13 protein-coding genes are annotated in these 12,494 nt (G+C 46.7%); 6 read left to right on the top strand and 7 right to left on the bottom strand.

Going from position 1 to position 12,494, the window contains the following annotated elements; genetic code table 11:
- Positions 1–41: 41 nt before the first annotated feature.
- From K384_RS09350 to K384_RS09335, 4 genes are all read right to left on the bottom strand, one after another.
- Entirely contained in the window at positions 42–1,814 is a 1,773-nt protein-coding gene (locus tag K384_RS09350) for an ABC transporter substrate-binding protein (protein WP_038031687.1), read from the bottom strand.
- Positions 1,815–1,931: 117 nt separating this feature from the next.
- A complete protein-coding gene (locus K384_RS09345) occupies positions 1,932–2,714 on the bottom strand; it encodes an exodeoxyribonuclease III (RefSeq protein WP_038031685.1) in 783 nt (260 codons plus the stop codon).
- The gene (locus K384_RS09340) at positions 2,707–3,078 is read right to left on the bottom strand and encodes a hypothetical protein (protein ID WP_038031683.1); all 372 of its coding nucleotides are present in this window, start codon (positions 3,076–3,078) and stop codon (positions 2,707–2,709) included. Before K384_RS09340 ends, K384_RS09345 begins: the two co-directional genes overlap by 8 nt.
- Positions 3,075–3,428: a carboxymuconolactone decarboxylase family protein gene (locus K384_RS09335; protein ID WP_038031681.1), complete on the bottom strand. Its 354-nt coding sequence runs from the start codon at positions 3,426–3,428 to the stop codon at positions 3,075–3,077. The genes K384_RS09340 and K384_RS09335 overlap by 4 nt, the downstream gene beginning before the upstream one ends.
- Before the next feature lie 140 nt (positions 3,429–3,568).
- Here K384_RS09335 and K384_RS09330 point away from each other — a divergent pair, with 140 nt between their 5' ends.
- The 3 genes from K384_RS09330 to K384_RS09320 are packed head-to-tail and all read left to right on the top strand — an operon-like array spanning position 3,569 to position 5,384.
- Positions 3,569–3,916, top strand: a complete 348-nt coding sequence (locus K384_RS09330; protein ID WP_038031678.1) for a magnesium transporter CorA family protein — start codon at positions 3,569–3,571, stop codon at positions 3,914–3,916.
- Between the two features lie 11 nt (positions 3,917–3,927).
- Complete coding sequence (locus K384_RS09325) at positions 3,928–4,623, top strand: hypothetical protein (protein WP_157630117.1); 696 nt, start codon at positions 3,928–3,930, stop codon at positions 4,621–4,623.
- 23 nt (positions 4,624–4,646) lie between these two features.
- Positions 4,647–5,384 (top strand): ComF family protein, encoded by a 738-nt coding sequence (locus K384_RS09320; RefSeq protein WP_038031675.1) that lies wholly within the window; start codon positions 4,647–4,649, stop codon positions 5,382–5,384.
- A gap of 30 nt (positions 5,385–5,414) precedes the next feature.
- Here K384_RS09320 and K384_RS09315 read toward each other — a convergent pair whose 3' ends face one another.
- Entirely contained in the window at positions 5,415–5,948 is a 534-nt protein-coding gene (locus K384_RS09315; protein ID WP_084147184.1) for an acetyl-CoA carboxylase biotin carboxyl carrier protein subunit, read from the bottom strand.
- Positions 5,949–6,019: 71 nt separating this feature from the next.
- Between K384_RS09315 and mce the strand changes: the two genes are divergently transcribed.
- Positions 6,020–6,430, top strand: coding sequence for a methylmalonyl-CoA epimerase (gene mce, locus K384_RS09310; RefSeq protein ID WP_211245242.1), 411 nt, complete (start codon positions 6,020–6,022; stop codon positions 6,428–6,430).
- A 25-nt stretch (positions 6,431–6,455) separates the two neighbouring features.
- On the opposite strand, the gene K384_RS09305 is transcribed toward mce, so the two are convergent.
- On the bottom strand, positions 6,456–7,103 hold the full coding sequence (locus K384_RS09305; protein WP_157630116.1) for a hypothetical protein: 648 nt from the start codon (positions 7,101–7,103) through the stop codon (positions 6,456–6,458).
- A gap of 215 nt (positions 7,104–7,318) precedes the next feature.
- Here K384_RS09305 and smc point away from each other — a divergent pair, with 215 nt between their 5' ends.
- A complete protein-coding gene (smc, locus tag K384_RS09300) occupies positions 7,319–10,840 on the top strand; it encodes a chromosome segregation protein SMC (protein WP_038031670.1) in 3,522 nt (1,173 codons plus the stop codon).
- Positions 10,841–10,881: 41 nt separating this feature from the next.
- Here the strand turns inward: smc and K384_RS09295 are convergent, their stop codons facing one another.
- On the bottom strand, positions 10,882–11,346 hold the full coding sequence (locus K384_RS09295; RefSeq protein ID WP_051633289.1) for a hypothetical protein: 465 nt from the start codon (positions 11,344–11,346) through the stop codon (positions 10,882–10,884).
- A 411-nt stretch (positions 11,347–11,757) separates the two neighbouring features.
- Between K384_RS09295 and K384_RS09290 the strand changes: the two genes are divergently transcribed.
- Positions 11,758–12,492, top strand: coding sequence for a glycosyltransferase family 2 protein (locus K384_RS09290; protein ID WP_038031781.1), 735 nt, complete (start codon positions 11,758–11,760; stop codon positions 12,490–12,492).
- Positions 12,493–12,494 lie beyond the last annotated feature (2 nt).

Raw genomic sequence — 12,494 nt, 5'->3', positions numbered from 1 at the left:
GTATGCTTGGGCGCTTACTCCGCTACATGCAAGATAAAACGTTATTTTTTAGCGTTTTGTTTTTCAAAATAACTCTTATCGAAATATACTTTTGTGAAATCGCGATACTGAATGGGGTTGTTGGGGAAGTTGCGCACATAGGGTTGAGTCAGGCGGTAGGCCTCGTCGTACCAGAGTACCAAAATAACTGCATCATCAAGCAAAATTTGTTCTGCTTGCTGCAGGTAACGGTAGGCCTCTTCCGGCGTGCTTGCCAGGAGTGCTTTGTTGTAAAGCTCATCATAGCGCGGATTTTTGTAGCGTGCTATGTTGGGATAAGACTTTTCTTCAAAGCTATCGGGCACTTCCATGCCGGTGAACAGCCATAAGAAGTTTTCGGGGTTGGGGTAGTCGGCAAAATAAGCTGTGCGCACCAAGTCAAATTTGCCCTGCAGACTGTTTTCCAGAAGTTGTGCAAATGGCAGGGTTTCTATATTGATTTTAATGTTGAGGTTTTCCTGAAGCTGCTTTTGTATTTCCAAAGCCACGTTTAAATGCCGGTCGCCTTCGGCGTTTACCTGCAAGGTGATTTCCGGAAAGCCGTTGCCATTCGGATAGCCTGCCTTGGCCAGATAGTACTGGGCAGAGTCTATATTGAGTTGATAGCCTCTGATTTTATTGATGTCATAGTTTTTGAATACAGGCGGCACAATGCCATGATGCCCGGGGGCTTCGCCTTCGCCGTTCAATACAAACTCCAGAATCTTTTCACGGTCTATGGCAAAGTTAAATGCTTTACGAAGGTTTTTGTTCTGAAATACACCTTTGGCAGTCATAAAGGTGAGATACTGTGTAGCCATTTCAGGCACGCGGTCGAGGATAAAGTCCTGCACTTCCCCGTTTTCACTTTTTTCGGCTTCCATCAAGAAATCGATGATTCGCTCCGTAGGCAGGCGATACACCATATCCAGCTTGCCGGCTCTGAATTCATTGTATTCGGTTTTCTTTTCTCGTATGAAGCTGATTTTTATCCCATGCAAATAAGGCAATTGGTTGCCGTGCTCATCTTTCATGTAGTAGTGCGGATTGCGCTTGAGCAAAATGGCGTTGCCCGGGTCTATCGATGCTAAAAAGAAAGGACCAGTACCGACGGCTTTTTCGCGCAGCCCGTCTTCGCCGTACTTTTCAACTGCCTCGCGGGGGTAAATAAAGGCAAACGGACGTGCTAAATTATAAAGAAAGAAAGCGTAAGGGCGTGTCAGCTGTAGTTGAATGGTGTAATCGTCAATTACTTTGATGCCCGCAATGTCGAAGCTGGGCGTATTGCCACCTGCCGAGGCAGCATAGTATTCGTTGGCGCCCTTGAGCAAATCTTTAAAAATGGTAAATCCCTGATTGTTGCTCGACTGAGTACACACGCGCTGAAAACAGTAAGCTACATCTTGAGCCTTTACTTCCCTGCCCTTGCCGTCAGGAAAACAGGGGTCGTCATGGAAGCGCACGCCTTTGCGCAATTTGATAGTATAAATGGTGCGTGTGCTGTCCAATGTATAAGATTCAGCCAAACCATTCACTACTTCGAGGGTGGCCGGGTCGAACTTGAACAATCCCTCGTATATCTGGCAGGCAACCCGGTATGAGTAAACATCGGCAATACTTAGCGGGTACAATGACTTGATGTATTCGGATTCGTTCAGGTGGAACTCCCCACCATAATACACGCCGCCTTTGGCGGGCCCGCTGGGTATATTTTCCTGCTGGGTGTTTTCTTGCGAAGAGCTGCTGCAGGAAGCAAAAAGTAATGCCAATATAAGGTAGGAAAGGAAGTGTTTCATGAACACAGGCGTTTTACTGACGGCTTTAGGTGTGTTGAAATATAACTTACAAAAGCTTACTTTACAAATATAGCAACTTGTAAGAATCATCAAAGGCAATACACAAAAAAATCAACACTAAAGCGACAGTTCGAGCAGCACTGGGCAATGGTCCGAATGGCGCGCTTCCGGCAAGATGACCGCCCGTTGCAGCTGCTCTTTCAGTTGCACGTCGGCCATGCAGTAATCGATGCGCCAGCCTAAATTCTTCTCACGGGCACGGGCGCGGTAGCTCCACCATGTGTAATGATGGGGTTCAGGGTTGAAATGACGAAAAGTATCGATAAAACCACGCTCCAAAAAATCCGACATCCAGGCACGCTCTTCGGGCAAAAAGCCGGAAGTGTTGGCATTGCGCACCGGGTTATGAATGTCTATTGCCTGATGGCAAATATTGAAATCGCCACAAATCACGAGCGGGTATTCCGGATATTGTTGCCGGTGTTGTTCCACAAAGTGGTTGAAGTCCTCGAGGAATTGCATCTTGACCGCTTGGCGCTCATCGCCCGAAGACCCCGAGGGCATATAGACCGATACCACGCAAATACCTTCATAAAAAGCACGAAGCACCCGCCCTTCGGCATCATATAGCGGATGTTGCATGCCTTCTACTACTTGCTTGGCCGGCAGGCGGCTCAATATGGCCACACCACTATACCCCGCTTTTTGTGCGGGGTACAGATAACAACGATAGCCCAATGACTCAAAGAGTGCACGGGGGAAAGTATCGTGATTGGCTTTGATTTCCTGAAGACACAAGACGTCAGGACGGGCGGCCTGTACCCAATCGGCCAAGCCTTTACGAACAGCCGCCCGTATACCGTTTACATTATAAGTGATGATGCGTAACTTACTACTCATGCTCTACAATGCCTTCGTCATAAAAATAGTCGATGATATGCGACATGAGCAAAGCTTCCTGGGAAAGCAAATCTACTTTGGGCAAAGGCTTCACCAACTTCCAATGGGGCCAACCTTCCTCATCGACCCCTTCCAGTTCATAAAAACCGGACTTGCTCAGCACCCTGCAAACAGCAATATGCATGAGGTCTTGCTTTTGCTCTTTGGAGAAGCGGCGTGCCCCTTTGCCCAGCTCACGCATACCAATCAGAAAAAGTACGGCTTCCATATTCTGCGGGCGCTTGCCGATTATTTTTTCCAGTTTGCCCAGCAGTTTTTGCCATTCCAGTTCCAAATAAGGATCCACACGTTTTTGTTTGCTCATGATGCATCTTGGTTTTTGAGGGCTTCCCAGTACTCTACGGCACGGCGCAGGTGAGGAATCACAATGGTGCCCCCAATCAATGTGGCAATGGAGAATATCTCAAACACTTCGGCATCGCTTACCCCTTCTTCATAACACTTGCCCAAATGATAGCGAATGCAGTCGTCGCAACGCAGCACCATGGAGCAGGCCAGTCCCAGCATCTCTTTGGTTTTGACCGGCAGCGCCCCTTCTTTGTATGTTTGGCTGTCGAGGCTGAATATGCGTTTGAGCACAAGGTTGTCGGCTGCCATAATTTTTTCATTCATTGCCGACCGGTAGTCGTTGAACTCTTTTACCAAATCCTTCATAGCTGTTGAGTTTATAAATCTTTTTGCAAACTTAGAATATCTTTTTAGCTAACGAAAAGCAAGGCATGATTCTTTTTGAAATAGAAAAATACTTTCTATATTTAGGCATATAAAAAGCAAGTGTTTAAATTGAAAAGCGTATGGAAAACACACAAGACTACAATATGGGCGGCGCGCAAATGTCAAGCTCTAAGTTAGACGAAATCAAGAAGATTATTTTCGGTGAAGAGCTTGAGACTTACAACAACGAGCTGAAAAAGTTGAAAAATCTGGTAGAGAGCTACCGCACCGAAATATCGGTGAAGATCGATGAGGTAAAAATAGAAATGCTGCGCAGCATTGAAAAATCGGAAGAGCGCTTGCTCAATCAAATCCAACAAGTGCAGGCAGCCATGCAACAAGAGCTGCAGAACCAGCGTCAGCGCCAGGTCAGCAAATCGGCATTGAAGCAGATTTTTGACCAAATGTCCAACACCTTAGGCCAATAAACAGCGAAGCTATGAGTATGGAAGACTTCTACAAAAATCCCGGAGAGCAGCCCGAGGAAAAGCCCATCAACCCCGAAGAGGTGGATGACTTGAAAGAGGCAGTAGTGAACCCGGATAAGAAAGAAATAGAGAGCCGCTTTCAAGGCATGAAAGACCTCTTTACGGCTATTTTGCAAGAAAACAAAAAAGACTACGAGTATCAAATAGCCGAAATGAAAAAGCTGTTTACGACCATCATGGAGGAAAATCGTAAACAGTTCAAAGAGCAATTGCAGGACCTTTACAAGGAACTGCCCAAAATCATTCACGAGGCAGACCGTCTGCGCCAAGACGAGCAATATGTATTTATAGAAGAGTCTGAATATGGAGTGCCCAAAGGCAAGCCTAAGCGGCACACACGCCTGGATGCCGTGAAAGAACTCATTGCCGGACACGACACCGAGCTGCTGTATAAAGAAATTGGCGAAATGCAAAACCACGTATCCAAGGTGATGCAGCAGCAAAAAGAAAGCCTTGCGGAAGTGGTAGATGAGATTTACGAGCGAGTACAGGCAATGGAAGAGAAAGTGCAGGCAGCCATCCGCAACCTGCAAAACGATTTCATGCTTAATATCAAGCAAGTAGAAGAAGAAGGCGCCAACCGTTTCCATGTGGCGGGCTTGTTACGCAAGTTGGCAGATGAAGTAAAGCCCCCTTTTAAGCAGTAGTCGTACACTAAACCGGAGCGGTCGTGCATTCTACGGCGCAATTATTGGCAGAAGGCTTTTTACACTTGCTCTTTCCCGAGGCTTGCATCGTTTGCAGGGGCATACTCAAAGAAGAGCTTCGCTTTGTTTGTGCTTCGTGTCGTGCGGCATTGCCTTATACCGACTTTTTTAAAGACGAACGTCAATATATGGAGAATCCGGCAGGAAAGGTGCTTATGGGGCGCATTCCTGCCGGATTTGTATTGCCCTTTTTGATTTTTCAAAAAGGCGGAAGCACTCAAAGGCTGCTGCATGCCATCAAATACAAAGGCGCCAAAACACTGGCTTATGAAATGGGCTATGTGTATGGTGAGCGCTTGTGCCGTGCCGGCTTTGCTTATGAAATAGACGGTTTTTTACCTGTGCCGCTCCATCCCAAAAAACAGAGAAAGCGCGGTTATAACCAAAGTGAATATTTTGCCCGGGGCTTGGCGGCTGCCTGGCATAAGCCTGTGGCTGTATGGACACAAGCCGTGGAGCGTCATATTCACCGTGCGTCTCAAACCCGGAAAGGTTTATGGGAGCGCTGGATGAACGTGCGGGACGTTTTTGCACTGACACCCGAAGGCAAAAGCACCCTGCGTCATCAAAAGGTGGTGCTGGTAGATGATGTGCTGACTACGGGCGCTACTTTGGAAGCACTCTATCAAACAATACAAGTGGCCGGACCGCAGTCAGTTGGTGTCATCACCTTGGCTTACGCCGGCGATGCCTTTGCATGAAAGAAGCAAATGCTGCCTGTAAGTCCCGCTTTATTCGAACTCTATGAGTACTTGATTTTTCTCTACCCCCTGCCCTTTTTCAATACAAATGTTTTTTACTTTGGCGTCGGCAGGCGCTTTCAGCACGTTTTCCATTTTCATGGCTTCCAAGATGAGCAAAGCGTCGCCCTTTTTGACTTCCTGCCCCACACTTACTTTAATGTCCAATACCAAGCCCGGCATGGGCGCTTTCAGGTCTTCGGCTTGGAGTGCCGCCGCCTGATCAATCCCCATCTCTTTGAGCAACAGGTCTATGGGTTCTTGAATGCCCCACCGCAAGGTCTTGCCGTTCATCAGCAGTGTAATGCTCTTTTCTGTCTTGTTTATTTCCAATACTTCGACAGTATAAGAGCGTTGCCCGGCAATCAAATGAAAGCGGCGCGCATCGAGCGGGCGTATGTCTATACTTTGCGCTACCCCATTCAGCAACAGCTGCTTGTCTTTGCTTTCTACTTCTATGCCTTCGGCAGCGGCAGGCAATTCACTAAATTCATCTGTATTTAAAAGCCGGAGTGTGAGTTTCATGGACTTGAACCGGTTTAGTGCATCAGCGAAAATAACTATTTTTGAGAGATGTTAAAAAATACGCAGAGATGATAAAGAAAATAGAACACTTGGGCATTGCCGTTGCCGATTTGAAACAAGCCACCCATCTGTTTGAGGTGCTATTGAACCGCAAAGCCTATAAAGAAGAAACGGTGCCTTCCGAAGGCGTCACCACTGTTTTTTTTGAGTTGGGCGAAAGCAAAGTGGAGTTATTGGGCGCTATGCACGAAGAAAGTGCCATTTACAAATATCTGCAGAAGCGTGGACAGGGCATCCATCATGTGGCTGTAGAAGTAGACGACATACACGCCGAAATGGAGCGTTTGCGTGCCGCCGGCTTTGAGCTTATCAACGAAGAACCAAAAGAAGGGGCCGACAATAAGCTAATTTGTTTTGTACACCCGCGCTCTACCGGAGGCGTTTTGCTTGAACTTTGTCAAGAAAAACACCCGGCTCAATAACACTTTGCAGCAAGTAGAAGAAAGCTTAAAAATACTTGCGGTTGAGTATTTCAGAAGCAATGAAAGCTTCTTTAAGGCGTTTTTTGTCCTTCAACTTGCTTGCATAGGCATTTCGTTGCTGTTTTTTTACTTGGTAGCCGGGCAAATGATCTTCTTGTACTTTTAAAAGATGCTTTCTCTGCTTTGTTTCCTTCTTTATTTTTTTTGTTTGAAAAACTTTGTCAAGTAGTTCACTTTCGTATTCAAATGGTTCACTTTCGTATTTATCCACACTTTCCTCTTTATCAGATACTACTCCATACTTTTCTCTTAGCATCTTATCCATTTTTAGTGATTCCGTAATTTCCTCTATTTCTTCGATTTCTAACGAATCCTCTATTTCTTTTATATACTTTCTTTCGGATTCATCCATGTATTTAAGCATTTCCTCTATTAATTCTTTTTTGCTTTTTTGCTTGTCTTTTAAATCCGCCTTTTTCGAGCTATTTTCTTTATCATCCGAGTTCTTTGCTTTACCTCTCGAAAGGAGGCTGAATAAAAGCAAGTTCGAAAAAAAAGATGTGGCAACAGCCGCCCTCGTCGATAAGCCGAAAGCTTTCAAAACATATACCCCAATAAGGAAGAAAATAATGAAACCGGCATTCATAGTAAAACTATATTGATGGTGTTTCATAAAGTTACTAAATAAAATGCGTACAGAACAAACGGAATGCTTATTCTTTCATAAAAAACAAAATAGCCGTCCTTAGCTTTAATTTCCGTGCTTATGCGCCGCAAACATTCCACTTTTTGAAGCAATAGCCGCAGAAGGTTGCACTCTTTTGCAAAACAAGCGCATGAAATCTCATAATGTCGTAACTTTGAAGGAAGTGTAAAGAAAATGGTAGCATGCAGTTAACGCGTTTAGAAATCAAGGGATTCAAAAGCTTTGGCGACAAAGTAACCATTCATTTTGGCGAAGGTGTAACCGGTATCGTAGGACAAAACGGATGCGGAAAGTCCAATATCGTAGACGCCATTCGTTGGGTGCTGGGCGAGCAAAAGACCCGTGCGCTACGTTCCGACAAAATGGAAAATATCATTTTCAACGGTACCAAAAAACGCAAGCCGCTGCAAATGGCAGAGGTGTCGCTTACTTTTCAAAACACCAAAAACCTCTTGCCTACCGAATACACGGAAGTGACCGTCACACGCCGCTTGTACCGCAGCGGCGAAAGCGAATATTTGCTCAATGGCGTGCCCTGCCGTTTGAAAGACATCACCAACCTGTTTATGGACACGGGCATTGGGCCCGATAGCTACGCCATCATTGAGTTGAAAATGGTGGATGAAATACTCAACGACAAAGAAAACTCGCGCCGCAACCTGTTCGAAGAAGCGGCCGGTATTTCCAAATTCAAGGTGCGCAAAAAAGAAACCCTGCGTAAGCTGAACGACACACAGCAAAACTTGGACCGGGTCGAAGACCTGCTGTTTGAAATTGAAAAAAACCTGAAATCGCTTGAGCGCCAAGCCAAAAAAACCAAGCGTTACTACGAGCTGAAGGAAGAGTACAAACAAAAGAGCATTTTGCTGGCACAAAGCAAAACAGCGGCTCAAAGGGCACAACTTGCACAAATAGAAAAAGACATAGAGCAAGAGCAAGACAAGCTGCAAGCAATAGCCACGGCAACGGCCTCTTTCGAAGCCGAAATAGAAGAGCTTAAAACCAAGCTGCTGCAGCAGGAGCGCCTGTTGGCTTCGCGTCAAAAGGCCCTGAATGAGCACGTGGCAAACATACGGCAATATGAAAGCGAAAAAAAGCTGAAAGCCGAGCGTCTCAAGTTTTTACATGAAAAAATAAACACCCTCGAAGAACAAATTCATCAAGACCAAAGCCGTGAAGAAGAGCTCATTGCAGACCTCGAGCGCATTGCAAAAGAAAGGCGCCAAACCGAAGAACAACTCAAAAGCCTTAATGAGCAGTTCGAAACCGTAACTGCCGATTATGAGCAGGAAAAAGACAAAGTCGCCAAGTTTAAAGAGCAAATACGCGACTTGCAAAATCAGTTAAAGCAAAAAACCGAAGCCCTGCGCCTGCTGGAAAAGCAAATAGAAATCAAGCAAACGCAAATATCTTCCATCAAGCAGGCAATAGAGCGCCATTGGCAAAATAAACAAAACCAAGATGAAGACCTGGCAGAACTGCAGGAAGCCATTGCAGAAGCCAAAATAGCAAGAGAAGAAACCGAAGAAGAACTCAAACAAAAGGAAACAGAAGAGCAGCAGCATCGCGAGCAAGTGCATCAGCTGGAGCAGGAAATAGAAGAGCTGCGCGAGAGTCTGCGCGTGCATCACCGCGAGCGCGACGCCAAACACCACGAAGCCAAGTTGCTGCAGTCGCTCATCGACAACCTGGAAGGATACCCCGAGACCATCCGCTTTTTGCGTAAGTCAGGGCAATGGCAGAGCAAAGCGCCCCTGCTGTCTGAAGTGGTGGCTTGTAGTGAAGAGTACAAGCTGGCCATTGAGCGCTACCTGGAACCTTGGTTAAGCTATTTTGTGGTGGAAGACCCTTCCGAAGCCGGCAGTGCCATTCGCCTGCTGGACGAGCAAAAGAAAGGCAAGGCTTCCTTTTTCCTGAAGAAAGGCGCTTTCCCTCCTACCCAAACGTTTACTTTCTATGGTAAGGGCGTGCCTGCCCGCGACGTCATAGAATGCGAAGAGCCTTACCGCCCCCTTTTGCAGGCGCTCTTAGCCAATGTGTGGATTGTAGATGACATGCCCGAAGACCCACTGCCCGAAGGTATCACTCTCATTAGCCGCGACGGAAAACAAATGCGCTCGGCTTATGTGCTCTCGGGGGGCAGTGTCGGCAGCTTCGAAGGCAAGCGCATCGGCAAAGTGAAAGAGCTGCAAGCCCTGCAACAACAAATTGCCGCCATCGATAAAAAAATAGCCGATGAAGAAGCACGCCTGCAAGAAAAGCAGGAAGCACTGCGCGCACTGAAGCAGCTGAACTATCGCGAGCTGTTGCAACAGCTGCAACGCCGGCTGAATGCTGCCAACGAGCAGTACGTATCCTTGCGCACGCGTTACGAACAAAAACAACAGCTTTTGGCGCAGCAAGAAGCACAAAGCCATGAAATGGAAGAGCAACGCCAAATGCTTCAGGAAGAAATAGAAGAGCTGCAGCCCGACTACGAGCGCCTAAAGAAGGAGCAAGAAGCGCTAAACGCCCGCCTGCAGGCACTCGAAGAAGAGGAGCGCACACAGGCCGGCCGCTTTGCCCGGCTGAACGACCGCTACAATACGCTCAAGCTGCAGACTACCCAAATGCAAAGTCGCCTGGAAAGCCTTGTGCAGGAATACGACTTCCGGCATTCTTATGTGGAAACCCTGCGCAACCGCATGAAGAAAAACAGGGAAGAACTGGCGCAGGTGCAACAAGAAGTGCTTCATTTTGAAAACGACAGCCAAGAAAAAGACGACCGCCTGGTAGAAATGTACGAAGAAAAAGAGCGCTTGGAAGCAGCCGTCAACGAAGCCGAGCGCGACTACTACAAACAGCGTGGCGAAATAGAAGAGCTGGAAAAGAAAATACGGGAGGCTGCACGGCAAAAAGAACTACAGAACCACTTGATTCAAGAGCTGCAAAACCGCCGGAACGAACTGAAAATGACACTTCTATCGGCAAAAGAACGCGTGTCGGTAGAGTTCAGTGTGGACTTGGATCAGCTGGAACCCCCACAGGAAGCCCCGGATGTGCAAGCCCTTGAGCAAGAAGTAAGCACACTGAAACAAAAACTCGACGGCTTTGGCGCCATTAACCCCATGGCCATGGAGGCTTATCAAGAAATGAAAGAACGCTATGATTTCATTCAAGGGCAGCGCCAAGACCTGCTCGAAGCCAAACAAAGCTTGCTGGATACCATAGACGAAGCCGACCGCGTAGCACGTGAAAACTTCTTGGCTACCTTCGAGCAAATACGGCTCAATTTCCAAAAGGTCTTTCGGTCGCTTTTTACCGAAGAAGATACCTGCGACCTTGTATTGACCGACCCGGAAAACCCCTTGGAATCACCCATTGAAATTATTGCCAAACCTAAAGGCAAACGCCCCTTAACCATCAATCAGCTGTCGGGGGGCGAAAAAACCCTTACGGCTACTTCTTTGCTCTTTGCCATTTATCTGATTAAACCTGCCCCCTTCTGTATTTTCGATGAGGTAGATGCCCCACTCGATGATGCCAACATAGACAAGTTTACCAACATCATCCGGGAGTTTTCAAAAGAATCGCAGTTTATTATCGTTACCCACAACAAACGCACCATGGCCGCCACCGACGTCATGTATGGCGTTACCATGCTGCCCGAAGACCCCGGCGTGTCGAAGCTGGTAGCCGTCGATATGCGCGAAATGACGGCTTGAGACAAAACAAAAAAGGCGCCCCCGCGAGGGGGACGCCCCACCTATTGCCAACAAACGAGTGCCGGGTCAAGTGCAATTTTTTTTGCCTTACCGCGGGCACCGGCTATGATGTAATGCGTTGCTACGTGATTATCTGTAATCTCTTCAAAGGTTGCTTTTATACGCGAAATTTTTTCGTGAATCGAATTACTCAATGGGTTACACAATTCTGCCACACTTTCTTTTGCCTTTTTCAGGTCGTCGTGCCGGCATACTTGTAAGTAAATGTCCCATAATTCCGCTTGGTAACGACTCATCTCTTTTAACACAATCCCTTCGGGATGTCGCAGAAACAGCAAATAAAGCGCTTTACATAGAGGATTCAAGGGGACAAATACTTTATAATCGACCAACTCAAGAGCATAGTCCTGGTTTGTGTGAACAACCAACCGGCTGAGTTGTACCGGACAGTGGTGCAGGGCTTGTTTGATTTCGTAAATGGTTTGTGCCCCTAAGGCTTGTGCCAATAAATGCAGCTGACCTGCGCGTTGCAGCGCTCTGATTTGAGCCGCTGTCTGTTCTACGAGAAGATGATGGATGTTTGTGAATGTTGTTGCTGTTTTTAGGTTCTAAACCTGAAGGAAGATGTTGCCAATACACAAATGCCTACTTCCTCGCCTCCGGATGGACGAGTTCCGCAAAGCATACGCCAGCCCGGGGCATGGCTCTACAAAAACAGGGGGGAAACTAATACAGGGTATTAGAAGGCTCTTCGTGTTTTGGTTGTGAACAGCATTCCTATATACACCAGAATTGAAAAAAAGGTTTCAAAAAAAGCGAAAAAAATCAAGACAATTGCCATGAAGGCTGCCTTGTGCAGCAAGCTTGAAAACTCTATCTTTGTACGCTTCATTGCTTTGCCTAATAAAAACACGATCATGCAGTTACCGGTAGTTCGAAAACTCTCTATTGTGATTCCCGCCTACAACGAAGGCAAAACCATTCACTACATTTTGGATCGCATCAAGTCGGTACAGTTAATTCAGAATATTGAAAAAGAAGTGATTATTGTAAACGATTGCTCTACCGACGACACCGAAGAAGCCGTGCAGCGCTACATAAGCAACAACCCCGATTTAAATATTCAATACTACAAACACGAAAAGAACCAAGGCAAGGGGGCTGCTTTGCATACCGGCATTGCCAAAGCTACCGGCGACTACGTGGTGATTCAAGATGCCGACTTGGAGTATGACCCCCACGAATACAATATTTTGCTACAGCCCGTTGTTGATGGGCATGCCGATGTGGTTTATGGTTCGCGCTTCATGGGGGGCAATCCGCATCGTATTTTGTTTTTTTGGCACACCATAGGCAACAAGTTCCTGACATTCCTGTCCAATATGTTCACCAATTTGAACCTAACGGACATGGAAACTTGCTACAAGCTCTTCCGGCGCGATATTATTCAAAACATACGCCTAAAAGAAAAGCGCTTTGGTTTTGAGCCCGAAGTAACTGCCAAAGTAGCGCGTGTGCCGGGTGTGCGTATCTATGAGGTGGGGATCTCTTATTATGGCAGAACCTACGAAGAAGGCAAAAAAATCAACTGGAAAGATGGCTTCCGCGCCATTTACTGCATTTTGAAGTACAATATCTGGGATAGAAAATAAAC

This window comes from Thermonema rossianum DSM 10300 (genome assembly GCF_000426825.1).
Taxonomy (GTDB): Bacteria; Bacteroidota; Bacteroidia; order Cytophagales; family Thermonemataceae; genus Thermonema; species Thermonema rossianum.
Note: the sequence above shows the minus strand (reverse complement) of the source record. Positions and strands in the feature narration are given on the sequence as shown.

Coding starts and splice junctions, on each gene's coding strand:
- K384_RS09350 (WP_038031687.1), bottom strand. CDS start 1,814: ATGAAACACTTCCTTTCCTACCTTATATTGGCATTACTTTTTGCTTCC.
- K384_RS09345 (WP_038031685.1), bottom strand. CDS start 2,714: ATGAGTAGTAAGTTACGCATCATCACTTATAATGTAAACGGTATACGG.
- K384_RS09340 (WP_038031683.1), bottom strand. CDS start 3,078: ATGAGCAAACAAAAACGTGTGGATCCTTATTTGGAACTGGAATGGCAA.
- K384_RS09335 (WP_038031681.1), bottom strand. CDS start 3,428: ATGAAGGATTTGGTAAAAGAGTTCAACGACTACCGGTCGGCAATGAAT.
- K384_RS09330 (WP_038031678.1), top strand. CDS start 3,569: ATGGAAAACACACAAGACTACAATATGGGCGGCGCGCAAATGTCAAGC.
- K384_RS09325 (WP_157630117.1), top strand. CDS start 3,928: ATGAGTATGGAAGACTTCTACAAAAATCCCGGAGAGCAGCCCGAGGAA.
- K384_RS09315 (WP_084147184.1), bottom strand. CDS start 5,948: ATGAAACTCACACTCCGGCTTTTAAATACAGATGAATTTAGTGAATTG.
- K384_RS09305 (WP_157630116.1), bottom strand. CDS start 7,103: ATGAAACACCATCAATATAGTTTTACTATGAATGCCGGTTTCATTATT.
- smc (WP_038031670.1), top strand. CDS start 7,319: ATGCAGTTAACGCGTTTAGAAATCAAGGGATTCAAAAGCTTTGGCGAC.
- K384_RS09290 (WP_038031781.1), top strand. CDS start 11,758: ATGCAGTTACCGGTAGTTCGAAAACTCTCTATTGTGATTCCCGCCTAC.